Origin of the sequence: Stenotrophomonas sp. NRRL B-14846, from assembly GCF_050473585.1 — a bacterium.
Lineage (GTDB): Bacteria > Pseudomonadota > Gammaproteobacteria > Xanthomonadales > Xanthomonadaceae > Stenotrophomonas.
The window spans coordinates 3,577,030-3,600,994 of sequence record NZ_JBFLUN010000022.1 but is presented as its reverse complement, the minus strand read 5'-3'; the positions used below and the strand labels follow the sequence as shown (position 1 = coordinate 3,600,994).

At 66.3% G+C, this 23,965-nt stretch carries 22 protein-coding genes and 1 tRNA gene; 13 read left to right on the top strand and 10 right to left on the bottom strand.

The window, feature by feature from the left end; translation table 11 throughout:
- Positions 1-40: 40 nt before the first annotated feature.
- A tRNA-Arg gene (locus AB1281_RS18825) sits at positions 41-117 on the bottom strand.
- A 149-nt stretch (positions 118-266) separates the two neighbouring features.
- Between AB1281_RS18825 and ubiA the strand changes: the two genes are divergently transcribed.
- From ubiA to AB1281_RS18810, 3 genes are all read left to right on the top strand, one after another.
- Complete coding sequence (gene ubiA, locus AB1281_RS18820) at positions 267-1,160, top strand: 4-hydroxybenzoate octaprenyltransferase (protein WP_049444132.1); 894 nt, start codon at positions 267-269, stop codon at positions 1,158-1,160.
- Between the two features lie 186 nt (positions 1,161-1,346).
- Positions 1,347-2,771 (top strand): short-chain fatty acid transporter, encoded by a 1,425-nt coding sequence (locus AB1281_RS18815; protein WP_430346668.1) that lies wholly within the window; start codon positions 1,347-1,349, stop codon positions 2,769-2,771.
- A 273-nt stretch (positions 2,772-3,044) separates the two neighbouring features.
- Entirely contained in the window at positions 3,045-3,203 is a 159-nt protein-coding gene (locus AB1281_RS18810; protein WP_014038817.1) for a hypothetical protein, read from the top strand.
- Positions 3,204-3,257: 54 nt separating this feature from the next.
- On the opposite strand, the gene AB1281_RS18805 is transcribed toward AB1281_RS18810, so the two are convergent.
- Complete coding sequence (locus AB1281_RS18805; protein WP_430346667.1) at positions 3,258-3,884, bottom strand: YiiX/YebB-like N1pC/P60 family cysteine hydrolase; 627 nt, start codon at positions 3,882-3,884, stop codon at positions 3,258-3,260.
- Positions 3,885-3,966: 82 nt separating this feature from the next.
- Here AB1281_RS18805 and AB1281_RS18800 point away from each other — a divergent pair, with 82 nt between their 5' ends.
- Together AB1281_RS18800 and AB1281_RS18795 are read left to right on the top strand one after the other, a co-directional pair.
- Entirely contained in the window at positions 3,967-4,479 is a 513-nt protein-coding gene (locus tag AB1281_RS18800; RefSeq protein WP_430346666.1) for a hypothetical protein, read from the top strand.
- Between the two features lie 73 nt (positions 4,480-4,552).
- Positions 4,553-6,385: a M3 family metallopeptidase gene (locus AB1281_RS18795; protein ID WP_430346665.1), complete on the top strand. Its 1,833-nt coding sequence runs from the start codon at positions 4,553-4,555 to the stop codon at positions 6,383-6,385.
- Positions 6,386-6,412: 27 nt separating this feature from the next.
- Here AB1281_RS18795 and AB1281_RS18790 read toward each other — a convergent pair whose 3' ends face one another.
- The 4 genes from AB1281_RS18790 to AB1281_RS18775 all read right to left on the bottom strand — a co-directional run bounded on the left by AB1281_RS18790 (position 6,413) and on the right by AB1281_RS18775 (position 10,526).
- Entirely contained in the window at positions 6,413-7,747 is a 1,335-nt protein-coding gene (locus AB1281_RS18790; protein WP_014038813.1) for a PD-(D/E)XK nuclease family protein, read from the bottom strand.
- A gap of 129 nt (positions 7,748-7,876) precedes the next feature.
- Complete coding sequence (locus AB1281_RS18785; RefSeq protein WP_430346664.1) at positions 7,877-8,551, bottom strand: VOC family protein; 675 nt, start codon at positions 8,549-8,551, stop codon at positions 7,877-7,879.
- A 54-nt stretch (positions 8,552-8,605) separates the two neighbouring features.
- Positions 8,606-9,685, bottom strand: a complete 1,080-nt coding sequence (locus AB1281_RS18780; RefSeq protein ID WP_430344867.1) for an alpha/beta hydrolase family protein — start codon at positions 9,683-9,685, stop codon at positions 8,606-8,608.
- Between the two features lie 13 nt (positions 9,686-9,698).
- Positions 9,699-10,526: an AraC family transcriptional regulator gene (locus AB1281_RS18775; protein WP_430344868.1), complete on the bottom strand. Its 828-nt coding sequence runs from the start codon at positions 10,524-10,526 to the stop codon at positions 9,699-9,701.
- Between AB1281_RS18775 and AB1281_RS18770 the strand changes: the two genes are divergently transcribed.
- The 3 genes from AB1281_RS18770 to AB1281_RS18760 all read left to right on the top strand — a co-directional run bounded on the left by AB1281_RS18770 (position 10,495) and on the right by AB1281_RS18760 (position 15,030).
- On the top strand, positions 10,495-11,100 hold the full coding sequence (locus AB1281_RS18770; protein WP_430344869.1) for a hypothetical protein: 606 nt from the start codon (positions 10,495-10,497) through the stop codon (positions 11,098-11,100). The two genes, AB1281_RS18775 and AB1281_RS18770, sit on opposite strands and share 32 nt — an antisense overlap.
- A gap of 226 nt (positions 11,101-11,326) precedes the next feature.
- Complete coding sequence (locus AB1281_RS18765) at positions 11,327-13,729, top strand: TonB-dependent receptor plug domain-containing protein (RefSeq protein WP_430346663.1); 2,403 nt, start codon at positions 11,327-11,329, stop codon at positions 13,727-13,729.
- Positions 13,729-15,030, top strand: a complete 1,302-nt coding sequence (locus AB1281_RS18760) for an aminotransferase class V-fold PLP-dependent enzyme (protein WP_430344870.1) — start codon at positions 13,729-13,731, stop codon at positions 15,028-15,030. The genes AB1281_RS18765 and AB1281_RS18760 overlap by 1 nt, the downstream gene beginning before the upstream one ends.
- Before the next feature lie 279 nt (positions 15,031-15,309).
- Here AB1281_RS18760 and AB1281_RS18755 read toward each other — a convergent pair whose 3' ends face one another.
- From AB1281_RS18755 to AB1281_RS18740, 4 genes are all read right to left on the bottom strand, one after another.
- The gene (locus AB1281_RS18755; protein ID WP_430346662.1) at positions 15,310-16,824 is read right to left on the bottom strand and encodes a PLP-dependent aminotransferase family protein; all 1,515 of its coding nucleotides are present in this window, start codon (positions 16,822-16,824) and stop codon (positions 15,310-15,312) included.
- Positions 16,825-16,833: 9 nt separating this feature from the next.
- Positions 16,834-17,433 (bottom strand): DUF6436 domain-containing protein, encoded by a 600-nt coding sequence (locus AB1281_RS18750; RefSeq protein WP_154264704.1) that lies wholly within the window; start codon positions 17,431-17,433, stop codon positions 16,834-16,836.
- Positions 17,433-17,693 carry a hypothetical protein gene (locus AB1281_RS18745; RefSeq protein WP_005411478.1) on the bottom strand — a complete coding sequence of 87 codons (261 nt, stop codon included), beginning with the start codon at positions 17,691-17,693 and terminating at the stop codon, positions 17,433-17,435. Before AB1281_RS18745 ends, AB1281_RS18750 begins: the two co-directional genes overlap by 1 nt.
- A 73-nt stretch (positions 17,694-17,766) precedes the next feature.
- Entirely contained in the window at positions 17,767-19,182 is a 1,416-nt protein-coding gene (locus AB1281_RS18740; protein WP_430346661.1) for a PLP-dependent aminotransferase family protein, read from the bottom strand.
- A 183-nt stretch (positions 19,183-19,365) separates the two neighbouring features.
- Here AB1281_RS18740 and cyoA point away from each other — a divergent pair, with 183 nt between their 5' ends.
- Genes cyoA through AB1281_RS18715 form a run of 5 tightly spaced genes read left to right on the top strand, consistent with a single transcriptional unit; the run spans position 19,366 to position 23,911 of the window.
- Entirely contained in the window at positions 19,366-20,271 is a 906-nt protein-coding gene (cyoA, locus tag AB1281_RS18735) for a ubiquinol oxidase subunit II (RefSeq protein ID WP_430346660.1), read from the top strand.
- A 5-nt stretch (positions 20,272-20,276) separates the two neighbouring features.
- A complete protein-coding gene (gene cyoB / locus AB1281_RS18730) occupies positions 20,277-22,253 on the top strand; it encodes a cytochrome o ubiquinol oxidase subunit I (RefSeq protein WP_014038802.1) in 1,977 nt (658 codons plus the stop codon).
- On the top strand, positions 22,250-22,885 hold the full coding sequence (cyoC, locus tag AB1281_RS18725) for a cytochrome o ubiquinol oxidase subunit III (RefSeq protein WP_005414759.1): 636 nt from the start codon (positions 22,250-22,252) through the stop codon (positions 22,883-22,885). The genes cyoB and cyoC overlap by 4 nt, the downstream gene beginning before the upstream one ends.
- 1 nt (position 22,886) lies before the next feature.
- Positions 22,887-23,219, top strand: a complete 333-nt coding sequence (cyoD, locus tag AB1281_RS18720) for a cytochrome o ubiquinol oxidase subunit IV (protein ID WP_006399830.1) — start codon at positions 22,887-22,889, stop codon at positions 23,217-23,219.
- 11 nt (positions 23,220-23,230) lie between these two features.
- A complete protein-coding gene (locus tag AB1281_RS18715; RefSeq protein WP_164114987.1) occupies positions 23,231-23,911 on the top strand; it encodes an SCO family protein in 681 nt (226 codons plus the stop codon).
- Positions 23,912-23,965 lie beyond the last annotated feature (54 nt).

Genomic DNA, 23,965 nt, shown 5'->3' with positions numbered 1-23,965 from the left:
CATACGCCGAGAGGGCTTTAACCCTGCATGTTCGAGAAGATGGCGCGCCCGGAGGGATTCGAACCCCCGACCAATGGCTTCGGAAGCCACTACTCTATCCGGCTGAGCTACGGGCGCGTTGTAGAACCGCCGCGCCGTCGGCCAGTGCCGGGGCGGGCATCGCAGCGCCATGAAGCGGTGCGGGACCGGCATTCTATCCAGTTTCGCCGAACAAATCTCCCCCCACGGGCAAAGCCCTGCCAGAGGGGCAGGAGTATCCTATCGCCATGGCTGATACCCCCCTCACTTCGCCGCAGTCGCCGGCGACGCCGCGTTGGCGGCATTACTGGAGTCTGATGCGCGCTGATCGCCCGATCGGCACGTTGCTGCTGCTGTGGCCCACCTGGTGGGCGTTGTGGCTGGCCGCGGGCGGCCTGCCGCCGCTGTGGACGCTGTTCGTGTTCACCGCCGGCGTGTGGCTGACCCGCTCGGCCGGTTGCGTCATCAACGACTACGCCGACCGCTGGCTCGACCCGCATGTGGAGCGCACCAAGGCGCGCCCACTGGCCACTGGCGCAATCAGCGGCCGTGCCGCGCTGGCACTGTTTGCCGTGCTGATGCTGGTGGCGTTCGGCCTGGTCTTGACCCTGAACGGGCTGACCATCGGCCTCAGCTTCATCGGCGTGTTCCTGGCCGCCAGCTACCCGTACCTGAAGCGCTACACCCATCTGCCGCAGGTCTACCTGGGCATGTCGTTCGGCTGGGGCATCCCGATGGCGTTCGCCGCCGTGCAGGGCGAGGTGCCGATGCTGGGCTGGCTGCTGTATGCCGGCAACATCCTGTGGTCCACCGCTTACGACACCTGGTATGCCATGGTCGACCGCGAGGACGACCTGAAGATGGGCTCGCACTCCACCGCGATCCTGTTCGGTGATCTCGACCTGGTCATCCAGGGCGTGCTGTACGCGCTGTTCCTGGCCACGATGGCGCTGGTCGGCGTGCGCGGCGGGCTGGGCGGGTACTACCTGGCCGGCGTGGCCGTCGCCACCGCGCTGGTGGTCTACGAGTTCTGGATCTGCCGCCACCGCGAACGTGGCCCGTGCTTCAAGGCGTTCCTGCACAACAACTGGGTGGGCGCCGCGCTGTTTGCCGGTATCGCCGTGGACCTGGCGCTGCGCTGAGCCCAGGGTCGGATCCCTTTTCCTGTGGGAAAGGGCTCTGACCCTTCTGCCGCGCCGATACCCGGCTCGGGGTCAGAGCCCTCTCCTGTGGAGAGGGATCCGACCCCGCCACCTACGACCAATAGGTGGCTGACAGCCCGCACCCCACCGCCCAGAATCGATCCATCGAACCTGGGAGGGTAGGCGATGGCCTCGACGGCAGCAGTACAGGACGGCTGGATGGCGCGCGCAGCATTGCGCTCGGCCGCCTGGGCGGAAAAGTGGTTCCCCGACGCGTATGTGTTCGCGGTGCTGGGCGTGGTCATTGTCGCGCTGGCCGCGATGGGCTTCGGCTCGACCCCGCAGGCCACTGCCAGCGCCTTCGGTGATGGCTTCTGGAGCCTGATCCCCTTCACCATGCAGATGGCCTTCGTGGTCATCGGTGGCTACGCGGTGGCGACCGCGCCGGTGGTCGCACGCTTCATCGACTTCCTGGCCCGTGTGCCGCGCACCGGTCGTGGCGCGGTGGTGTACGTGGGCCTGGTCAGCATGCTGGCCTCGCTGCTCAGCTGGGGTTTCTCGCTGGTGTTCGGCGGCCTGCTGGTGCGCGCGCTGGCCCGCCGTACCGAACTGCGCATGGACTACCGCGCGGCCGGTGCGTCGGCGTATCTCGGCCTGGGTGCGGTGTGGGCGATGGGGCTGAGTTCGTCGGCCGCACAGCTGCAGGCCAACCCGGCCAGCATGCCGCCGGGGCTGGTGGAGATCACCGGCGTATTGCCGTTCACCGAAACCATCTTCCTGTGGCAGTCGATCGCGCTGACCTCGGTACTGATCCTGGTCTCGCTGCTGATCGCCTGGCTGACCGCACCCGCCGCCGGCAGCGCCCGCACCGCCGAGGAGTCCCCTGGCGCTGCGCAGGCCGAGCCGGAGCCGCTGCAGCGACGCACGCGCCCGGGCGAGTGGCTGGAATACAGCCCGCTGCTGACCGTGCTGCTCTCGCTGCTGGCGTTCGGCTGGCTGTTCAACGAGTTCGCCAACAAGCCGGTGATCACGGCGATCGCCAACCTCAATACCTACAACTTCCTGTTCATTTCGCTGGGCCTGCTGCTGCACTGGCGCCCGCGCAGCTTCCTCAACGCGGTGGCCAAGGCGGTGCCGAGCACCACCGGCGTGCTGATCCAGTTCCCGCTGTACGGCGGCATCGCGATGATCCTCACCCACGCCGCTGGCGGTGACGGTCAGACCCTGGCACACCGGTTGTCGAGCCTGTTCGTGCACGTGGCCAGCACCGATTCGTTCGCGCTGGTGATGGGCGTCTACTCGGCGGTGCTGGGCTTCTTCGTGCCGTCCGGTGGCGGCAAGTGGATCATCGAGGCGCCGTACGTGATGCAGGCCGCCAACGAACTGAAGGCGCACCTGGGCTGGGCGGTGCAGGTCTACAACGCGGCCGAAGCGCTGCCGAACCTGATCAACCCGTTCTGGATGCTGCCGCTGCTGGGCGTGCTGGGCCTGAAGGCGCGCGACATCGTGGGGTTCACCTTCATCCAGCTGCTGGTGCATATCCCGCTGGTGCTGGGCCTGCTGTGGCTGCTGGGCATGACCCTGGCGTATGTGCCGCCGGTGATGCCCTGAATGCAGGGCTGGCGTCCGTGCTCGACCAGGACGCCAGCCTCGTTCAGCGCGTGTTTCCGGCGGAGGACGCCATGAATGGGCGGACCCGCGCCGCCTGCATGAGCACATGCCGAACCCGCATGAATCCTTCATCTGCCTGTGCCGCAAGGGGCTCTGCGCGTTCATTCACGCGCGTACACACGAATGTAGCCGGCCCCCCACGCGTGATTAACCAATCGCTGCAGACGATGGCCACGTCCACCGCATTCCGCGCGTGGCTTTCGGAGAACGGACATGGCACAGCAGAACCAGAACCCGAACCAGAAGCAACCGGGTCAGCAGAATCAGCAGGATCAGCAGCAGGGACGCCGTGACCAGCAGCAGCAACAGCAGCAGGATCAGCAGCGCAAAGAGCGCAACCAGCAGCAGGGCGGCCACGACGAAGAAGAATGACCGCGCCGCGCATGCGCAGTGACCGGTGAAGCCCCGCCTTGCGCGGGGCTTCGCTTATTGCGGCACGCCGATGCGCTGCAGCGCCGGTGCTGCCGACATGTCGTTGGGGTTGGTGCCGGGCTGGTCCTGTGGCACCTCCATGCCCATGCCGCGGTAGAGATCGACCCAGTGCTGTGCGATCTGCCCGGTCTGCGGGTTGCGGAAGTTCATCGGCTGCAGTGCGAACACGTGGTGCGCACGGAACGCGCGTTCGATGAAGTCCGAGCAGTAGTAGCTGTCTTCATTCAACACATACGACGTGTTGTAGGGCTTGCCCAGCATCGTGCGCGCGGTGGCGACCGCATCCTTGATCGCCGCCTGCTGCGGTGCGCGCAGGCGATAGACCACGATCTGCCGCTGCTTGGCCCGCGCATCCTGGCGGAACTCCACCAGCGATTGCCGGCGCGATCCCTTCTCGTCGGCGTGCAGCACGTCATAGCCCTTCGGCGCCGCGGCGACCAGGGCCACATGATCGAAGCTGGGTGCGCCCTGCTTGCCGGTGGCATCGTCGATGGCGGCGCTGAGCCCGCTGCGGCCGGCGGTGACGAACAGCAGATCGCCCTCGTGGACATCGACGGCCATCGCCACCGCTGGCCACAGGGCGGGCAGCAGCAGGCCGATCAGGAGCAGGAGGCGACGCATGGGGTGTCTCGGACAGGCGGAATGCCGGAATTGTAGGGCGCGCGGTAGCATGGGGCGACCGAACCGGATTCAGGATGAGCCCATGCGTCGAAACCGTTCCGCTGCCGTGCTGATGCTTGCCTGTGGCGTGGCGCTGGTTGCCTGCACGCGCGAACCGCAGGCGACGCCCACGGAAGCCGCACCCGCGCATCCCGCGCCGTCGTCCACGGCGGCGGCGGTCCAGCCTGCATCGGCGCCTGCCGGCAGTGAATGCCCCTACCCACAGTTCGATGCGTTCCTGAAGCACTTCGGCAACGAGATCAAGCTGCAGGAAAAGGCCACTGCCGATCCGCTGCTGGACAGCTACATCGATGCCGAGGCCGAGCCGGAACCGCGCAAGGTGGAAAGCCGCCTGGCGCTGGCCGATGTCGAGTGGCCGGTGATGCCCGATCCCGCCGCGTTGGCCGGGCAGGGCCGCGAGATGCAGGTCAGCACGCTGGCCGATGGGCAACGACAGGTACAGATCCGCACGCCGGACAGCAGCGACCAGCAGACCTACACCTTCGCGCAGTCGCCCTGCTGGACGCTGGTCAAGCGCGAGGATGAGTCGATCTGACGCCTGTTCCGGCACAGGCGCGGCCGGGCGGCGGCTGTTAGGCTCGGAGCCTGGTCCAGGCAGGGAGACGCCGATGCAGGCTCGCAGTATGCGCACCATCACCGCCACCATGGCCGTCATGCTGGCGATGGCACCTTTCATCGGCGCCCAAGCGCAGTCGTTGCGGGCCGACGATCGCGCCTACTTCGCCAGCGCGGTAGCCGAAGAGGCTGCGCGTGGCGAGCTGGGCAAGCGTGTCGAGGCCCTGCAGCAGGCTTCCGCGCTTGCACCTGCGCAACGCTTCCAGCAGGCCGAGGCACTGCAGGCACAGTGCCTGCGCCATCACGGCTATCTGCACCTGCAGGCCGCCCGCAACGCGCGCGATCTTCGCCCGGCGCAGGCGCTGGATCAGGTGATGGGGCTGTGCAGCCGCATCGCCCACGCCGGTCGCGCGGCACTGCGCGAAGCACCCGCCGACGCGGCGTGGGCAGCACCGTATGCCTTCCTGCGCGCGCGTGCGCTGAAGGAAGCTGCAGCCCCGGCCAATGCCGCACTGGACGAGGCCGTGGAGGCGCTGGCCGATCCGGCGCTGGACAGTTTCGCGCGGCTGCGTGGGCAGATCCTGCGTAGTGCCGAGTACCCGCAGATCGAGCGTGATGGTCGGCACTGGGACACCGGGCACGACAAGCAGGCACTGGCCCAGCAGCCGGACCGCGCGTTGCGGGAAGCCGGCTGGAAGGGTTACTGGCAGGGCCTGCACTCGCGCCGTGAGCCGATGGCCTCGGTGCTGCTGGGCCTGGTGCAGGTGAACGATGCCGCCGCGCGCCTGCAGGGCGATGGCTCCGCACCGGCGCGGAGCTACCAGCGCATGGGCCTGGATGCATCGGCGGTGGACGCGACGCTGCAGGCGATCGAACGCCATGCAGGGGACCGTCGCGCCTACCAGGACATGCTGCTGCGCCACGCCGCGCGCTCAGGCATCGATGCGCCGCAGCTTTGGGACACCACGCTGCCCGATGCCGGCTACACACCGCCGGTACTGACGCTGGTGCAGTTGCGCGACAATGCCGCCGACGCCATGCAACACCTGGGCCCGACGTATGTTGCCGAGCTGCGCGCGCTGCTCGATCCGGTCAACCAGCGCATGGACCTGTCCGCCGAGCAAGGCAATCGCAGCCAGGATGCGTTCGCAGTGAATGCTCCTGGCGCACCGGCGATGCTGTACGTCGGGGTGCGCAGGGGGAATCTGGAAAGCGATGTTGAAATCGCCCACGAAGCCGGTCATGCCATGCACGGTGAGTGGATGCAGCGCGGCCATGCGTCGCCGCTGCAGCGCAATGGCAGCCAGTGGCTGACCGAGGCGTTCGCGATATACAACGAGCTGCGTTTTCGCGACCAGCTGTACCAGCAGGCGCAGGATCCGCGTGCCAAGGCTTACTACCTGAAATCCCTGCTGGATGACATGGTGCTGCAGCTGTTCACCTCGTCCGAGGAAGCGCAGCTGGAACAGTCGATCTACCGGGGCGTGGCCGCGGGTACCTTGGGCACCGCCGATGATCTGGACGCGCTGACCGGCCAGGTGCTGGCGCGCTTCGGCCAGCAGCCGGAGCGCTATCCGCAGCTGCGCAACAGCTGGATCGGCAAGCGCCTGATGTATGAAGACCCGAACTATCTGGTGAACTACCTCTATGCAGGGCTGCTGGCAGTGCAGCTCTATGTGCAGGACCAGCGCGACCCGGAAGGGTTCCGTGAGCGCTATCTTGCCGTGCTGGGCGAAGGCTTCGACCGCGCGCCGACCGAGCAGGTGGCGCAGTTGCTGGGGCACGTGCCCGACTGGCCGGCATTGGTCGATGCCGATCTGCAGGTGTTCAACCAGACGGTCGCGCAGCTGCAGGCGCTGCATGCGCAGGTTGAGGCAAGGCATTGAGACTGATACTGCAGCCTGAAGCGGGACTCAAGTAGCGACTTCTGCGGAGCCAATCGGGCCGAGTTCATTGAGAAGTGATTCCACTTTCTCGGCGGTTTTTTCGATACTGAGATTGTCCTCCAGGAGAACGTGGCGATAGTTCGCAGTCCTGTAGGTTCCGAATTTCTTGTGGAATCGCTGAAGGCGCTTTCTTGCCTCCAGGGCCAGCGATGGCGAAGGTGCATGACGGCCTTCCCACATCAAGCTGATCCGATACTTCAGCTTCTCATCATCGACCGCACGTATTCTCAGATAGACAGCCTCGTAGTCGTAGCTCCCCGTTTCATCGGTGACACTGTGCGTGTACTTCTCCCAGCCGGGTATGGATACCAGTAGCTTCTGTCGCGAGGAGTAGAAGTGCTTGGACTGCAGCGTCGCGATGTTCCTGTCGAGGATTCGCTGCTGCAGAAGTGCGGTTCCGCGCATCTGCCTGAGCATCGCTACAGCGTCGCGATTCTGCAGCATGAATCGCAGGGCCAACGTGTCTCTTCGTTCCGTCATCCAACGGCTGTGCATGTTCCCCTTGGAACCAAGGAGGCGGTGGAGCGCTTCGCCATGCTGGTTGTTGAGATCCCCCGCGAGCGCCTCCGCTCTGCGAACAGTGGCACTCTTCCAAAGGTCGGTCTGGCGGTTGCAGTAATTGACAACGAGGCGGGCGGCGGCGTTCCCGCGCTCCAGATCAACATCCGCGCGATCTGCAGAATTGCGCAGCCATTCGTATCCCAGGTGCAGCCATTGGTGGCTCATAGGGTGAATCTGGCTTTCATCAGGATCGAAATTTCGATCAAGCGCAAGGAATACAGGATCGAATCTCCGTAGCTTCGGATTCTTCTTCGTGACCTCGGTCCAGCCATTGTAGTACCGCTCCAGCTGATTCCCCGTATGCGAGCTTCCTGCCTTGTTCTCGATCAGGACTACAAAATTCTGGTCAGGAACAAACACCGCCAGGTCAATCCTGTCCTTTGAATTGACGATCACCTCGCGGAGCGTGAATGCAGAGCCAAAGCTGGTCGTGCGAAGATTCGATGGGGACCATCTGCCGAAGAATGCCGCGGTCTTTCCGTTCTTTCGCAAGCCGCAATGCTCTACCTGTGCCATCTGCCAGGAGGCGAGCAACAGATCCCTGAGGATCTGGTCGCCTTGTCCATGGCCTTCGCGGGGATCAAACATCCACGCGAGAATGCGTGAGTGGCCGTTCTCGGGAAGGTCAATCAGATCGAGAATGTCATCGCCAGTACGCAGCACCTCACAGAGCTCCGTGAGCTTGGGGTCCACCAGCAGATTCTCGATCTTGAGTTCGAGCGCACGGTCCTTCCTGGGCATGCTGCGAGTCATCCTTGTTGTCGGCTCGGGTAGATCATGGTTGATAGCGGCTCCCCAGCGGGATTCTGTAGGGTGGCAGCAAGGAGGTGGCCTTGTTGGACCCGACTGATGTGGCTCAGTCTGAACAGCTCAAGCGCTTGCCTGCACCCGCCAACCCAATGCAACCTCTTCCACAACGCCCGGGCCAACCACGTCACCCACCTGCAGCAACAGCCCCTGCGCATTGGGCAGGTCCTTCTGCTCGGGGAACCAGCGGCGATCGGCGGCGACTACGATCAGCAGGCCTTCGTCGTCGCCCATCGGCGCGAACTGCGGCGAAGCCGGGCTGATCGGTTGCAGGCCGAAATGTTGGTTGGACCGTTCGCGTACGGCGTCGACATCGTGGCTGGGCAGGCCGACTTCGCTCAGGCAGGTCAGCTCACTGCCATGGAACACGCCTTCGCGCGCGCTGGCCGGCAAGCGGCGGCGGCCGATCAGTTCCAGGATCAGCCCGTCCGGGCCGGTGAAGTACACCGACTGCGACTGCCAGCTGCTCTCCAGCGCGAAGTAGTCCAGTCCCGCCGGATTGCGTTGCAGCGGCGTGCGCTCACGCAACCAGGTCATCGCCTCGCTGAAGCGGTTGTCCGGTACGTTGAAGGCCAGGTGCACGCCGCCGACCGGATGATCACCCGTCGGCTGCAGTTCGATCGTGCTCCAGCCGATGTGCACATGGTTGCCGACCACGCGCTGCTGCAGCACATCGTGGAAATACGTCGCGACGGTGGCGACGTCGGACACCGGCAGGGTGAGGCGAAGCAGGCGCATGACCGAACCTCCATGGACGCGCCCACTGTAGCGCCGGGGCCAGCCCGGCGGCCACTATCGCAGTGCGTCGGCGAAGAATCGCACCGCGACATCCACTGCCTGCTGGTGGGTGTTCGTCCTGGGAACTGACGCGGTGCACAGCTCGGGAAGCCTCTGCGCGCCGGCCGCCGTACAGGTCGCCAGGAAGTCGTAGTGGCCCACATCCGGCAGACGCTGCAGCGCAGCGCCCGGAATCAGTGCCTGAGCAGCCTCGCCATTGCTCTGCGGTGGCGCAACCGTGTCAGCCTCGCCCAGTACGATCGACACCGGCTGCCTCAGCGAGGACAGCTGTTCCGGCGTGAATGCCTGCACGATTGCTGGCGCCAGCAGGAATACCGCGCGCACGCCGGGGATCGCGCGCGATTCATTGGCGTGGGAGATCCATGGCGACAGTTCCGGCGAGCTTGCAGCGGCAATACGGGCCTCCATCGTGTGCGTGACGGCTTCCTGCTGGGGCCGGCAGACGCCGTCATCCGGATGCGCTTGGCAGAAGGCCAGAAGCCGCTGCAGGTCGGGGCGTGCACCGGCGGCGAGCAGTGCGGTGTAGCCACCGGCGGAGAACCCGGCCACACCCAGCCGTTCGCGATCGACGTGTGGACCGAGCAGCGGATCGGCCTGCACCGTCGCCAGCGCGGCGCGCAGATCATCCGCACGCAGCCAGCTCAGCATGCTGCCAGGCAGGGTCATCTCGTCCACGCCGTTGTTGCCGGGATGATCGACCGCGATCACCAGGTACCCGGCGCGTGCCAACGCCGTACCCAGCCAACCCATCATGCGCGCGCTGCCGCCGTTGCCGTGGGAGAGCAACAGGGTTGGCAGGCGTGCACCCGCAACCGGCGCATCCAGTGCCACGCGGCCGACGTCGAACAGCGGTGCATCGGGGGGACCGATGGTCAGGGCGGTTTCCCTGCTGCCAGCGGGCGCCGGATACCAGACCGTGTAGCGAAGGGCGTCGCGGTGTTGCGCGTCGCGCGTCGCGGCGCTGGCCACCGTGGTGGTGCCGTGGCGTTCGCCTGCTTTCCAAGGCTCGCCAGCGCTGGCGGCCCACGCGGAGGCCATCAGCATCATTCCCAGCACAGCGGCTGTCATGCGCATCCTCAACTCCTTGTCAGCGTGGGCGTTCGTCCACCGGCAGCCAGATCTCCACGCCGCCGTTGCCGGTGTGCTCGTCGAAGCGCGTGTCGTAGCGCTCCAGGTCCGGTGCATCGGCCAGAATCAGCCCGGAGCCAGGAAGGTAGTGGTCCAGCAGCCAGAACCAGGTCGAGCGGATGGTCGAGATATGCCCGCCGTGCCAGGCCACAAGATAGCGGCGCGCCGGCACGTCGATCCGCTGCCAATGCGCGGGCACGGTGGACAGCGCGCTGGCGGGCAGCGCAGCGACGTAGTCGAAGCCACCGTCGTCATCGCTGTTGCAGCACACGCCGAAACTGATCGGTGCCGGCGTCGGCCATTCGCGGTTGAGCTGCGCCCACTGGCCGGGAATCGCGCCGCCACTGTCGCGGGTATGCCGCATGCCGATACCCGCGACCTGGAAGGCGGGGGTATCGAGCAGTCGCGGTGCTTCAGTGCAGGCAGCCGGCGCATCCTCCACGCGGATCGCCTGCACTAGTACCAGTCCATCGGTGCCCTGTTCGCGTACGCGCTCCGGCGTCTGCCCGAACTGTTCGCTGAAGGCGCGGGTGAATGCGGCATGGGTGGTATAGCCGGCCCCCAGCGCGACCTGCAGGATGTCGCCGGCCCCGTTGGCCAACCGCTGCGCGGCAGCGGTCAGGCGCCGTCCCCGCAAGTAGCGCACCACCGAGGTACCGGTGCGGGCCTGGAACAGGCGTGACAGATGGAACGGCGAGAGCCCCGCTGCGGCGGCGATATCGGCCAGCGCCAATGGCTGGTCCGCATGGGTTTCGATGTACCACAACGCCTTGCCTGCCGCGCTCATCCTGCCGTTCCCCGATTCCGATGCCGGGCACAGTAGCGGATCCTCAGGCAGGGCGTTTAGCAGTTCTTGCGCTGCCGGGGCCTTGCGTCTGCCGGCGTACCGGCAACAATGTGCGCTTCATGGATGCGAGGGAGGGCAGGGAGATGCGATCGACGACGTGGGATGCCCGACCAGCGGAGCCAGGCCCATGATGGAATTGGTACTTGTCTACCTGGTGCTGCCGGCGGTGCTGACGCTGGCCTTGCTGGTGCTGATGGCGTACCGCGCGCCGCGCTGGAAGGGCAATCCCTGGCTTTATCGCGCCGGCTTCGCGTTCCTGGCCGGGTTGCTGTCACCCACGTTGCTGATGGGCGGTCACGGTGGGCTTCCTGGCCCGACCATCGGTGGGCTGGTGATGGTGCTGACGCGGTTGGAATGGATCGGTGACCTGCGTGCCAGCTTCATCGGTTTTGGCAGCAAAGACTTTGGTTTCCTGTCCGCTCCCTTCCTGGTGGTGTTCGCCCTCGCGATGTTTGTTCCGCTGCGAACGGCACGGCCGGCCCGCTTCGGGTTCGACGACGACAGCAACGGCTGACGCCGTGTGCGCGGCCATGAAGGGCCGGGTGTCCGTCGGCACCGCCCATCCACGCACGGCGTGGATCTACGGATGGGCCCTGGCAGCGCTCAACCATGGTTGGCGCATCAAGCTGTCGCACTGACGTCATGGCTCCTTCACAGATCGCGCCGAGACTGCGCGCCTTGTCCAGCCCTGTTGTTTCCGAACAGGTACTGGCCCTGTCGCGTCCTCCCGGAGCCCTGCCGTGCATCGTTCGAAGCTTTCGCGTTCCATCCTCCTTGCCCTTTCCTTGGCCAGCGCAGGAGGCGCGACTGCAGCGGAGGCCGATGCGGTCGATGCCACGGCGGGCAGCCGTGCGGCGCCCACCCAGCTTGATGCGATGCTGGTCACCGGCACCCGCGCCTCCAACCGCACCCAGTTCGAAACGCTGGCGCCAGTAGACGTGTTCACCAAGGAGGACATCAGGTCGGTGGAATCCACCGACCTGAAGGACGTGCTGGCGCAGCTGGTGCCGTCGTTCGTGGTGCAGCGCCTGCCGATGGCGGACGGCCAGGTGTTCGTGCGCCCGGCCACGCTGCGTGGCCTGTCGCCGGACCAGACCCTGGTGCTGGTCAACGGTCGTCGCTTCCATCGCAGCGCGCTGCTCGGCAACCGTGGCGCGCAGGCGGCCGATCTGGCACAGATTCCAACCAGTGCGATCAAGCGCATCGAAGTGCTGCGCGATGGTGCGTCGGCGCAGTACGGCTCGGATGCCATCGCCGGTGTCATCAACATCATTCTCGAGGATGGCCCCGGTACCGAGATCACCGCCGGCTATTCGCAGTACGCACAGGGCGATGGCGCGTCGCGTGATTTCAGCGCACGTACCGGCTGGTCGCTGGGTGACTACGGCAGCCTGGTGCTGTTCGCCGAATCGTCCAATTCCGACGCCACCTCGCGCACCCGCCAGCGCCCGGATGCGATCGCCTTCCAGGCCGCGCATCCGGATCTGGACGTGCCCAACCCGGTACAGCGCTGGGGCCAGCCGGAACTGGAAAGCCGCCGCGTCGGCTTCAACGTAAAGGCCAATGCCAGCGACACGCTGGAGCTGTATGCGTTCGGCCTGTACAGCCACAGCGATGGCGTCAGCGATTTCAACTGGCGCAACCCGGACACTACCACCGGTGCCTACCGCACCACGGCGATCTTCCCCGGCTGGAACCTGCGTTCGATCTATCCGGTGGGCTTCAGCCCGCAGTACGGCAACGTCCAGAACGACCTGCAACTGGTCGGTGGCCTGCGTGGCGAGATCACTCCGAAGCTGCGCTGGGATGTCAGCGCGTCGTATGGCCGCAACGCCATCGACTACAGCCTGAAGAGCTCGATCAACGCCTCGCTCGGTCCGGCCAGTCCGACCGCGTTCGATCTCGGCCGCCTGACCCAGACCGAGAAGAACGCCAACGCCGACTTCAACTACGAGTGGGACGTGGCCGCGCTGGCCAAGCCGATCAACGTCGCCTTCGGTGGCGAGTTCCGCCAGGAGACCTACCAGGTGCGCGCCGGTGATCCGGCCTCGTACGCGGTAGGCCCGGGCGCGGCCGCGGGCCTGGAGGCCAACTCCAATGGCGCACCGGGCTTCTCGGCCAGCCAGGCCGGGCAGTGGAGCCAGCGCAGCAAGGCGGCCTATGTGGATATGGAAGTGCCGCTGGGCGAGCGCTGGAGCATCGGTGCGGCCAGCCGCTACGAGGACTTCTCCAGCTTCGGCAGCACGCTGGACGGCAAGCTCTCGGCGCGATTTGCGATCACCCCGGACGTGGCCCTGCGCGGCACCGTGTCTACCGGCTTCCGTGCACCGACCCCGGCGCAGCTCAACACCACCAGCACCACCCAGGGCTTGGATACGCGCACCCTGCAGATCTTCACCAGTGGCCGCCTGTCGCCGAACGACCCGCTGGCGCAGATGCTCGGTGCCAGGCCACTGAAGCCGGAAGAATCGCGTACCGCGTCGCTGGGCCTGACCTGGCGCACTGACCTCGGCCTGTCCGGCTCGGTGGATGTCTACCAGATCAAGCTCACCGACCGCTTCAGCCAGTCGGCCAGCTTTGCCATTCCGGCAGGCACGCCGAATCCGCTGGGCTATACCTCGGTGAACTACTTCACCAACGATTTCGATACCACCACCGCCGGCGTGGACGTGGTCGGCAACTACCTGCGCGATCTGGGCGCCGGCCGCATGACGCTGACCCTGGCCTACAACTACAACCGTACGCGGGTGGACAACGGCAGCACCTCGGTGGCCACCAACGAAACCCAGCGCGTGCTGTTCGAAGACCGCCTGCCCGAGCACAAGGGCAGCCTCACCGGTAGCTGGGACATCGGTGCCTGGTCGCTGATGGCGCGCATGCGCTACTACGGCGCCTGGACCGATTCCAGCGGCAATGCAGTGGGCGATATCTACCAGCGTTTCGGTGCGATGAGCTTCCTCGACCTGGCCGTCGGCTATCGCATCAACGAACACCACAGCCTGCGCGTGGGCGCGGACAACGTGTTCGACCGCTATCCGGACGAAGCGACCTTCCAGGCCAGCCGCGGCCTGGTCTACTCGCGCAACGCGCCGTACGACACCGACGGTGCCAACCTGTACGCGCAGTACCGGCTGAGCTTCTGATGGACCGCAACCGCCGCTCCCTGCTGCGTGCCGGTGCACTGCTGCCGGCTACGGCCGCGCTGTCTTCACTGCCCGCCATGGCCGCCACGCGTTACGCTGCGCCCATGCAGATTCCCGCAACGACCGTAGCGCCGGACGTGCTGGCCCGCGATGAAGGCTACTGGACCGCCGTCGCCAGCCACTTCGACATCACCGACGAAGTGAACCATCTGGAGAACGGCTACTGGGGGGCGATGGGCCGCGAAACGCTGGCCAGCTACCAGCGCCACACCGCCGAGGTGAACCGTGGCAACGCGTGGTATGGCCGTCGCGAGTTTCCGGTGCAGTACATGGCGGTGCAGCGGCAGGTGGCCGAGTTGCTGGGCGTGGGCGCCGACGAGATCGCACTGACCCGTGGCGCCACCGAGGCGATGCTGGCGCTGATCGGTGGCTACAACCGCCTGCAGCCCGGCGACCAGGTGCTCTACGCCGACATCGACTACGACAGCATGATCGGCGCGATGCGCTGGCTGCAGCAGCGTCGCGGCGTGCAGGTCGAGCGCATCGCGCTGCCGGCCGTGCCCGACCACGCGCAGATCCTGCAGGCCTACGAGGCCGCGTTCGCGCGGTTGCCGCGCCTGAAACTGGTGCTGCTGACCCAGGTCAGCCATCGCCATGGGCTGGTGCTGCCGGTGGCGGAGATCGCCGAGCGTGCGCGTGCGCGCGGCATCGATGTGATCGTTGATGCGGCCCATGGGTTTGGCCAGATCGACTACGCGGTGCCGCAGCTGAAGGCCGATTTCGTCGGGATCAATCTGCACAAGTGGATCGGTGCGCCGGTCGGTGTCGGCGCGATGTACGTGCGCAAGGGGCGCGTGACCGACCTGGACCCCTACATGGGCGAGACCGACGATGGCCGGGTGGGCAGCCGCGTGCATACCGGTACGGTCAACTTCGCCGCCTACCTGGCACTCCCGGACGCCATTGCCCTGCATCAGCGCATCGGCGTGGCCAACAAGCAGGCGCGCCTGCGCTTCCTGCGTGAGCGCTGGACCGTGCCGGCGCGGCAGATGGCACATATCGAAGTGCTGTCGTCGCCGGACCCGGCGCTGGCGAGTGCGCTGGCCAGCTTCCGCCTTCGCGGGCGCACCAGCGTGGCCGACAACATCGCGCTGCAGAAGCGCCTGCTGGATGAGCATCGCGTGTTTACTACCCACCGTGACGGCTTGGACTCCGGCGCCTGCGTGCGGGTGACACCGTCGGTGTTCACCCGGCCGGAGCAGATGGATGCCCTCGTGCAGGCGCTCTCCGCCCTGGCCTGACTCTGCTCTGGTGGGTGCCAACCTTGGTTGGCACAATCCGTCCGTGCCGGTGAATCTTCCGCCGGCCAGCGGCCGGCACTACCGATCGGGTGGGTGCCGACCGTTGGTCGGCACATCCCGTCCACGCCCTACCTCCGATCTGGTGGATGCCAACCTTGGTTGGCACACTCCAACCGTGCCGGGGAATCTTCCGCCGGCCAGCGGCCGGCACTACCGACCGGGTGGGTGCCGACCGTTGGTCGGCACATTCCATCCACGCATGGCGTGGATGTTCCCCACCTACCGCTCGATCGCCGGCAACGCATCCGACAACAACAACCGATCAATCCGCCGCAACGCACTTTCCAGCTGCCGGCGGTCCGCCGCCAGCCCCAACGACAACCGCACGCCGTTCTGATGCTGCACCCCCGGCGGGCAGAACGCCGATGAAGGAGCGATCGCCAGCCCCTGCAGCTGTGCGGTACGCACCAGCGTGGCATCGGTCCACGGCGCCGGCACCCGGCACCAGGCATGCAGGCCCTCGGCGCGCTGCAGCAACGACGGTGCCAGCAGATACCGCGCCATGCGCATGCGCTCGCGTGCCTCGGTGCGCACCTGCGCCAGCAGTGACTGTGCCGAACCATCCAGCAGCAGTTGGCTTGCCAGCGCCGCCACCAGCGGATGCCCCATCAACCGGGTGGCGCGCAGGGCCGACGCCATCGCCTCGGCATGCGCGGCGCTTGGGCAGCGCACGAAGGCGGTGCGCAGGCCGGGGCTGATCACCTTCGACAGCGTCGCCACGTGGAACACATGACGCGGTGCCAGCGTTGCCAGCGGTATCGGCGTCTCTTCGGCGAGGTGCCAGTACGGATCGTCTTCGATCGCCAGCAGGCCTTCGCATTCCAGCACACGCGCCAGCGCTTCGCGGCGCTGCAACGACAGCGTCAGCGCGGTCGGGTTCTGGCAGGTGGGATTGAGATAGACCAACCGCGCGCCACTCCCGCGTGCCTGCCGCACCAGTGCCTCGGGGCACATGCCGTGCTCATCGCCTTCCACCGGCACCAGCCGCCGGCCAAGTGCCCCCGCGGCCTGCAGCAGCCCCGGGTAGACCAGCGTGTCGCACAGGATCGCGTCGCCATCGCGGCCCTGACTGACCAGGATGGCGGCCAACGCCACCTGCGCGCCTTCGGTCAGCAGCAGGCTGGCATCGTCCACCGCGCCCAGCATCGGTTGCAGCCAGCGTGCTGCCGCGTGGCGGTCGGTGGGGTTGCCGCCGCCCAGGTGATACGTCATCAGGTTCGGCGCGTTGCTGCGCGCAAGCACGGCGGCAGCACCGCGGCGCAGGGTCTCGGCCAGCGCATCGGCATCGGGCACCGGCGGCACGTTCATGCTCAGGTCCACCACCTGGTCGAAGCCAGCCTTGGGCGGTGCGATGAAACTGCCCTGCGGACCGCGCGCCTCGATCAGGCCACGCTTGCGTGCTTCATCAAATGCCCGCGTCACCGTGGTCAGGTCGACGCCGAGCTGCTGCGCCAATGCGCGCTGCGAGGGCAGGCGCTGGCCCGGCGCAAGACCACCGCGGCGCACCGTGCGCTCCAGCGAATTGACGATGCGCAGGTAGATCGGCCCGTTGTGCGCGAGCACGTCCTGCACCCATTCGCGGGCTGCGACATCCGGTCGCGGCATGTAGGGAGCATGTCGGGGCGTATCGTTGCTTCCAACGGCGGGAGCCTGTCCATAACCATCGGTCGGTTCGGACAGGTGACCGCCGTTGTTGTTTGCAGCGGCCGCACCGGCCTGCGTCAGTGATGTCATTGCGCGTCCTCAGCGCTTGGCCTGCCAGGGGCAGTAACAGCCCACGGCAAGCAGTCCTTTCGGGCGCACGGTTTCGCCGCGCACCAGTTTGTCCAGCAGTGGTTCGACGAAGCTGTTGGCCGAGTTGCAGACCATGCCGATGCTGTACGGGCCGGCGTAGGCGAGGTGGCCCTGGCGATCCCAGATGGCTACGGCGGGGCTGGCCGGGATGTGTTCGATGCCATCGATGGTCGGCAGGTTGATTACCTTGTTGCGCAGCGGCTCGGGCAGCTCGCCCTGGGTGCCGGGGCGGCGGATGGCATAGAAGTCGATGCCGGCGCGGCGGTACATGCTGATCAGGTAGCTCAGGTGCGCACCGGTTTCGCGGTTGCACACGCCGCAGGCCGGGTCCCAGAAATGCACCACGCGGATGCGGCCAGTGTCACCGGCCAGATCGGCCGGCAGGCGCAGCTGCGAGTCGTCGAAGACGATGGCCTGTTCGGTGAAGGTGGACTGCGCGCTGTAGCCGAAGTACTGCCACAGCGCAGCCGCGACGCCGGCCATGAACAGGCAGGCGAGGGCGATCATCGTCGGCAGCAGCCAGCGGCGACGCGGCGCGGCTGCGCCCATCAGGAATCTTCCCGGCCGAACTTGTGCACGTACTGCTTGCGCATCTCGCGGCAGGAATCGGCCTGCGCGCGGCGCTGGATCTCACTGCGGGACGGATCCTCGCTGCGCTGCACGCACTGTTCGATGGCGTGGCGCTCGGCGGCCTGCACATCCACGGTCTGCGGCTGCAGGCAGACCCAGGCCAGCGCCGCCAGCATCAGCACCACAAAGCCGCCACAGCCGGCCATCACCAGGTGGAACTTCAGTTTCTCGGCGCGCATCGGGGCACGTCCCTTTATCCATACATTGCATACAAAATATCATTTTGTATGGATAAAGCGCCATGCGCCCCGTTCAGACGATGGCGTTGTGGCGTGCCTCGGGGGCCTCCGACAGGATCTCGTTCAGCTTGGCCAGCGCCCCGGCCAGCGCGCCCTGGTCGACTGCGCCGCCCAACGACAGGCGAATCGCATTGCCCGGTGGCGGTTCTTCCACGCTGAAGGCATCGGAGCTGGCAATGCCCAGACCCTGCTCCTGCGCGGCCTGGATCAACCGGTACTGGTCGAGCCGCGGCGGCAGCGGCAGCCACACATGCAGGCCGGCCGGATGCGCCTGGGCACGGGCCGGCAGGTAACGGGCGGCAATGGCCTGGCGCTCGCGCAGTTCCTGCTGGAAGCGCTGCACCATGTCCTGGGCCTGGCCGCTGCGGATCCACTGCGAGGCCACCGCCACCATCGACTGGGTCGGCATCAGCGCGATCGCGCGCAGCGCGTCCAGCACGGGTTCCATCGGCTCGCCGGCCGGCACCACCAGGTAGGCGGTGCGCAGGCCCGGCGCCAGGCACTTGGACAGGGTGGAGATGTAATAGACCGGGCAGCCCGCATCGCGGTGTGCGGCCAGCGGCGGTGCGGCGTCCCCGGCCAGCAACCAGTAGGGATCGTCTTCGATCACGGTCAGATCGTGGCACTTCGCGACCGCCAGCAGCGCCTGCCGGCGCTGTGCCGACATCGTCGCCGTGGTCGGGTTCTGGATGGTCGGCACCAGGTACAGCAGGCGCGGGCGACGCAGCTGGCAGGCCTCTTCCAGCGCTTCAGGCAGCATGCCTTCGGCGTCCATCGCCACCGGCACCACGCCCCGCTGCAGCACGCGCGCGGCGGCCAGCAGGCCCGGGTAGGTCAGCTGCTCGGCGGCGATCAGCTCGCCCGGCTGGGTGCGGGCCAGGATCAGCGCGCACAGCGCGGTCTGCGCGCCGGGGCAGATCACCACCTGGTCGGCGCCGACCGTGCCCAGCATCGGCGCCAGCCACTGCACGGCGGCGGCGCGGTCCTCGCGGGTGCCGGCACCGACGTGGTAGCTCATCAGTTCGCCCTGGCCCAGCTGCTGGCCGACGTGCTGGAAACCGGCCTCCATGCCCTGCGCGAACGGCGCGCTGCCCAGCAGCGGCGGGATGTTCATGCTCAGGTCGACCGAGGTGCTGCGGTTGCCGGCCGACAGTGCGATGAAGGTACCGCCGGCGCCCTGCGCGTCGAGCAGGCCGGCCTGGCGCAGCTCGGCGAAGGCGCGGGTGACCGTGGTCAGGTCCACGCCCACCTGCTGGGCCAGGTCGCGCTGCGGCGGCAGGCGGTCGCCCGGGCGCAGCACCCCATCGTCCACCGCCTCGCGCACCTGCTGGGCAATCTGCAGGTACAGCGGGCCGGCGCCCTCGCGGAAGGGGCGGACCCAGGTGCGATTGGGGTGTTTCAGGCGGCGGCCGGCGGCAGGTGGCGTCATCGGTCAGTTTTTTCCATACGTGCAGATGCACAAGTCCATACAATGATGTATCTTGTATGGGCTTGATTGGAGTGGCTCGCCCTCTTGTAGGCGACCTCGTACCCACAGTGTAGCCGCTCCACGCCCGGGCGCTGCGCGCAGGCGAGCCGGTCAAGCGCGCTTCTTCAACAGGGTTGACCTCCAATGAATATCTGCTGGAACCGCATCCGCCTGGCGCTGGTCGCCCTGGCCTGCGTCGGCCTGTCGGGCTGTGACTGGGTGCTGCTGGATTCGAAGGGCATGGTCGGGCTCGCCCAGCGCGACCTGATCCTGATCTGCATCGGCGTGATGCTGATCGTGGTGATACCGGCCATCGTGCTGACCTTCGTGTTCGCCTGGCGCTTCCGTGCCGGCAACACCAAAGCGAAATACACGCCGGACTGGTCGCACTCCACCAAGGTGGAGATCGTGGTCTGGGGCGTGCCGCTGCTGATCATTGCCGGTCTGGCGGTGATCGTGTGGAAGTCGACCCACGAGCTGGACCCGTACAAGCCGCTGGACGTGGCCGGTGAACCGCTGCACGTGGACGTGATCGCCACCGACTGGAAGTGGGTGTTCGTGTATCCGGACCTGGGCATCGCCACGGTCAACCAGCTCAACTTCCCGGCCAACCGCCCGCTGGCATTCAACATCACCTCCAACTCGACGATGAATACCTTCTTCATCCCGCAGCTGGGTGGGCAGATCTACGCGATGGCCGGCATGCGCACGCAGCTGCACCTGATCGCCAACGAGCCCGGCCAGTTCCGTGGCATGTCCGGCAACTACAGCGGGCATGGCTTCTCGAACATGAAGTTCATCGCCACTGCCAGCAGCAACGAGGAGTTCGAGCGCTGGGTGGCCGAGGTGCGCAGCGCACCACAGACGCTGGATTTCAACCAGTTCAAGGCGTTGGCCGCACCGTCGAAGAACGCGCCGGTGCAGCACTTCTCCAGCGTCGAACCGCTGCTGTTCAAGAAGGTCATCGACCAGTTCATCGGCGTCGGTGAGAACACCGCTGCTGCTACCCCGGCGGGTGCTGCCGGCGGTGCCCAGGTTTCCCAGGAGTAACGAACATGTTGGGTAAATTGACGTGGGAGGCCGTGCCGTTGCACGAGCCGATCGTCGTGGTCACACTGGCGGCCATGGTGCTGGGTGGCCTCGCGCTGCTCGGCGCGGTGACGTACTTCAAGCTGTGGGGCCCGTTGTGGCGTGACTGGTTCACCACCGTGGACCACAAGAAGATCGGCATCATGTACGTGGTGGTGGCGCTGGTCATGCTGGTGCGTGGTTTTGCCGATGCGCTGATGATGCGCGCGCAGCTGGCCGCGGCTGGCCCGGGCAGTGATGGCTTCCTGCCACCGGAGCACTACGACCAGATCTTCACCGCGCACGGCGTGATCATGATCTTCTTCGTGGCCACCCCGTTCGTGGTCGGCCTGATGAACATCATCGTGCCGCTGCAGATCGGCGCACGCGACATGGCGTTCCCGTTCCTCAACGCCTTCAGCTTCTGGATCTTCGTGGTCGGCGCCGCGCTGATGATGATCTCGCTCGGCGTTGGCGAGTTCGCCATGACCGGCTGGGTGGCCTATCCGCCGCTGTCGGGCATCGAGTTCAGTCCAGGGGTCGGTGTCGATTACTACATCTGGGCGTTGCAGGCTTCGGGCATCGGCACATTGCTGACCGGCGTCAACCTGTTCATCACCATCCTGCGCATGCGTGCGCCGGGCATGACCCTGATGAAGATGCCGGTGTTCACCTGGACCGTGCTGGTCACCAGCGTGATCATCATCGCCGCCTTCCCGATCCTGACCGTGGCGCTGGGTGCGCTCACCCTGGACCGCTACCTGGACTTCAACTTCTACACCAACACGTTGGGTGGCAACCCGATGATGTACGTGAACCTGGTGTGGGCCTGGGGCCACCCGGAGGTGTACATCCTGGTGCTGCCGGCGTTCGGCATCTTCTCTGAAGTGACTGCCACGTTCGCGCGCAAGAAGCTGTTCGGCTACAAGTCGATGGTGGGCGCCACGCTGGCGATCGGCATCCTGTCGTTCATCGTCTGGCTGCACCACTTCTTCACCATGGGCTCCGGTGCCAGCGTCAATGCCTTCTTCGGCATCATGACGATGATCATCGCCATCCCCACCGGCGTGAAGATCTTCACCTGGCTGTTCACCATGTACGGCGGCCGCGTCGAGTTCAGCGTGCCGATGCTGTGGACCATCGCCTTCCTGGTCACTTTCACCATCGGTGGCATGACCGGTGTGCTGCTGGCCATCCCGGGCGCGGACTTCCTGCTGCACAACAGCCTGTTCCTGGTCGCCCACTTCCACAACACCATCATCGGCGGCGCGCTGTTCGGCTACCTGGCCGGCTTCGCCTACTGGTTCCCGAAGGTGTTCGGCTTCACCCTCAACGAGCGCCTGGGCAAGTGGTCGTTCGCCTGCTGGGTGATCGGCTTCTACCTGGCCTTCATGCCACTGTACATGCTCGGCTTCATGGGCATGACCCGCCGCATGAACCAGTACGACAACCCGGCGTGGACGCCGTACCTGATCGCCGCCTTCATCGGTGCGCTGTTCGTGTTCGCGGGCATCATCCTGATGCTGGTGCAGATCTACGTGAGCGTGCGCGACCGCAAGCGCAACCTGGATCTGACCGGCGACCCGTGGAATGCACGCACGCTGGAATGGGCCACGCCGTCGCCGCCGCCGTTCTACAACTTCGCCGTGGTGCCCAAGGCCGATGAGCTGGACGCCTTCCACGAAGCGAAGAAGCGTGGCCTGCCGCCGCCGCCTAAGAAGTACGCACCGATCCACATGCCGAAGAACACCGGCGTGCCGCTGATCCTCAACATCTGGATCCTGGTGCTGTGCTTCGCCCTGGTCTGGCACATCTGGTGGATGGCCGCGGCCAGCTTCATCGCGATGATCGTCACCCTGATCGTGCGGTCCTACGACGAGGACGTGGACTACTACGTCAGTTCCGAAGAGGTGGCACGCACCGAAGCGGCCAGCCTGGCCAAGTTGAAGGAGGTACGCGCATGAACCTGTTGACCCGCCCGGAGCTGGCCAGCGATACGCAGGCGCACGAGGACCACCACGAACACGACCATGGCCACGAACAGGGCGGCATGAAGGTGTTCGGCATGTGGGTCTACCTCATGTCCGACCTGGTGCTGTTCGGCTCGCTGTTCGCCTCGTACGCGGTGCTCAGCACCGCCTACGCCGGCGGCCCCACCGGCAAGGAGCTGTTCTCGCTGCCGTTCGTGATGGCCGAAACCTTCCTGCTGCTGGTCTCCAGCATCACCTATGGCCAGGCCGTGCTGGCGATGCATCGCCACGACACCTCGGCAGTGCTGCGCTGGCTGGGCGTGACCTTCGTGCTCGGTGCTTCGTTCATCGGCATGGAGATCTACGAGTTCTCGCACCTGATCCACGAAGGCGCCGGCCCGAGCACCAGTGCCTACCTGTCGGCGTTCTTCGCGCTGGTTGCCACCCACGGCCTGCACGTGGCCAGCGGCCTGATCTGGATGGCCGTGGTCATGCACCAGGTCTACCGCCGTGGCCTGACCCCGACCAACATCACCCGCGTGTCGTGCCTGAGCCTGTTCTGGCACTTCCTGGACCTGGTGTGGATCTGCGTCTTCACCTTCGTCTACCTGATCGGAGCCTTCTGACATGGCCCACGTCGAAACCTCGCGCGCCGGCAATGCGCACGGTTCCACCAAGTCCTACCTGATCGGCTTCGTGCTGTGCGCGCTGCTGACCGTGGTGCCGTTCGCACTGGTGATGAATCCGGTGCTGTCGCGGCCGCTCACGCTGTTCCTGCTGGTCGGCTTCGCGGTGGCGCAGATCCTGGTGCAGCTGGTCTATTTCCTGCACATGGACCGCAAGTCCGAAGGCGGCTGGAACCTGGCCAGCTTCGTGTTCACCCTGGTGATCCTGTTCATCGTCGTCGCGCTGTCGGTCTGGATCATCTGGAGCATGCACTACCACATGATGATCAACTGAGCCTGCGAACCGTGAAAGGCATTGCGTTCCCCCATCGTGGCCTGCGGCTGGCCGCAGGCCTGCTGCTCGGCCTGCTGGCCGGCTGCAGCGCGCAGTCGCGCATGGACTTCTACGCGAAGGACATCGCCTGCGAAGAACTCGGCCAGCACTGGTCGATGCCCGACAGCCACGGCACCGTGCGTGGCCCGAACGACCTGCAGGGGCAGGTGACCTATCTGTTCTTCGGCTTCACCAGCTGCCCGGACGTGTGCCCGACCACGATGGTCGAGCTGAGCCAGGTGAAGCACCTGATGGGCAAGGATGCCGATCAGCTGCAGGTGGTGTTCGTCAGCGTCGACCCGGCCCGCGACACGCCGGAGGTCGCGCGCACCTATGTGGAAGCGTTCGACCCCAAGGCGATCGCGCTGGTCGGCAACGAAGCACAGCTGGCAGCGATGGCCAGCGACTTCAAGGCGTTCTACGAGAAAGAGCCCGGCCAGGTGCCGGATACCTACACCATGAGCCACATCGCCGGCGGCTACGTGTTTGACCGCCAGGGCCGCCTGCGCCTGTTCGCGCCATACGGCATGCCAGTGGACAAGCTGTTCTCGGACGTGCAGCGCCTGCTGCTCGAACCCGGCCACCCGGCCGCCGGCAACGGTCCGCTGGCCAGCTGCAGCCCAAGGCACAGCGACACACTCGCCGCCCGGTGACGCCACCTCTGCCCCGGTGGGGGCCGACATAGGAAAACTGGTGGGTGCCGACCG

Excerpts from the sequence above, each read along its gene's own strand:
- AB1281_RS18760 (WP_430344870.1), top strand. The coding sequence starts at position 13,729 with ATGGACCGCAACCGCCGCTCCCTGCTGCGTGCCGGTGCACTGCTGCCG.
- AB1281_RS18770 (WP_430344869.1), top strand. The coding sequence starts at position 10,495 with ATGTACCACAACGCCTTGCCTGCCGCGCTCATCCTGCCGTTCCCCGAT.
- AB1281_RS18810 (WP_014038817.1), top strand. The coding sequence starts at position 3,045 with ATGGCACAGCAGAACCAGAACCCGAACCAGAAGCAACCGGGTCAGCAG.
- AB1281_RS18745 (WP_005411478.1), bottom strand. The coding sequence starts at position 17,693 with ATGCGCGCCGAGAAACTGAAGTTCCACCTGGTGATGGCCGGCTGTGGC.
- AB1281_RS18775 (WP_430344868.1), bottom strand. The coding sequence starts at position 10,526 with ATGAGCGCGGCAGGCAAGGCGTTGTGGTACATCGAAACCCATGCGGAC.
- AB1281_RS18750 (WP_154264704.1), bottom strand. The coding sequence starts at position 17,433 with ATGGGCGCAGCCGCGCCGCGTCGCCGCTGGCTGCTGCCGACGATGATC.
- AB1281_RS18780 (WP_430344867.1), bottom strand. The coding sequence starts at position 9,685 with ATGCGCATGACAGCCGCTGTGCTGGGAATGATGCTGATGGCCTCCGCG.
- AB1281_RS18785 (WP_430346664.1), bottom strand. The coding sequence starts at position 8,551 with ATGCGCCTGCTTCGCCTCACCCTGCCGGTGTCCGACGTCGCCACCGTC.
- ubiA (WP_049444132.1), top strand. The coding sequence starts at position 267 with ATGGCTGATACCCCCCTCACTTCGCCGCAGTCGCCGGCGACGCCGCGT.
- AB1281_RS18755 (WP_430346662.1), bottom strand. The coding sequence starts at position 16,824 with ATGACATCACTGACGCAGGCCGGTGCGGCCGCTGCAAACAACAACGGC.
- cyoD (WP_006399830.1), top strand. The coding sequence starts at position 22,887 with ATGGCCCACGTCGAAACCTCGCGCGCCGGCAATGCGCACGGTTCCACC.
- AB1281_RS18805 (WP_430346667.1), bottom strand. The coding sequence starts at position 3,884 with ATGCGTCGCCTCCTGCTCCTGATCGGCCTGCTGCTGCCCGCCCTGTGG.
- AB1281_RS18815 (WP_430346668.1), top strand. The coding sequence starts at position 1,347 with ATGGCCTCGACGGCAGCAGTACAGGACGGCTGGATGGCGCGCGCAGCA.
- AB1281_RS18740 (WP_430346661.1), bottom strand. The coding sequence starts at position 19,182 with ATGACGCCACCTGCCGCCGGCCGCCGCCTGAAACACCCCAATCGCACC.
- cyoA (WP_430346660.1), top strand. The coding sequence starts at position 19,366 with ATGAATATCTGCTGGAACCGCATCCGCCTGGCGCTGGTCGCCCTGGCC.
- AB1281_RS18800 (WP_430346666.1), top strand. The coding sequence starts at position 3,967 with ATGCGTCGAAACCGTTCCGCTGCCGTGCTGATGCTTGCCTGTGGCGTG.
- cyoB (WP_014038802.1), top strand. The coding sequence starts at position 20,277 with ATGTTGGGTAAATTGACGTGGGAGGCCGTGCCGTTGCACGAGCCGATC.
- AB1281_RS18790 (WP_014038813.1), bottom strand. The coding sequence starts at position 7,747 with ATGCCCAGGAAGGACCGTGCGCTCGAACTCAAGATCGAGAATCTGCTG.
- cyoC (WP_005414759.1), top strand. The coding sequence starts at position 22,250 with ATGAACCTGTTGACCCGCCCGGAGCTGGCCAGCGATACGCAGGCGCAC.
- AB1281_RS18795 (WP_430346665.1), top strand. The coding sequence starts at position 4,553 with ATGCAGGCTCGCAGTATGCGCACCATCACCGCCACCATGGCCGTCATG.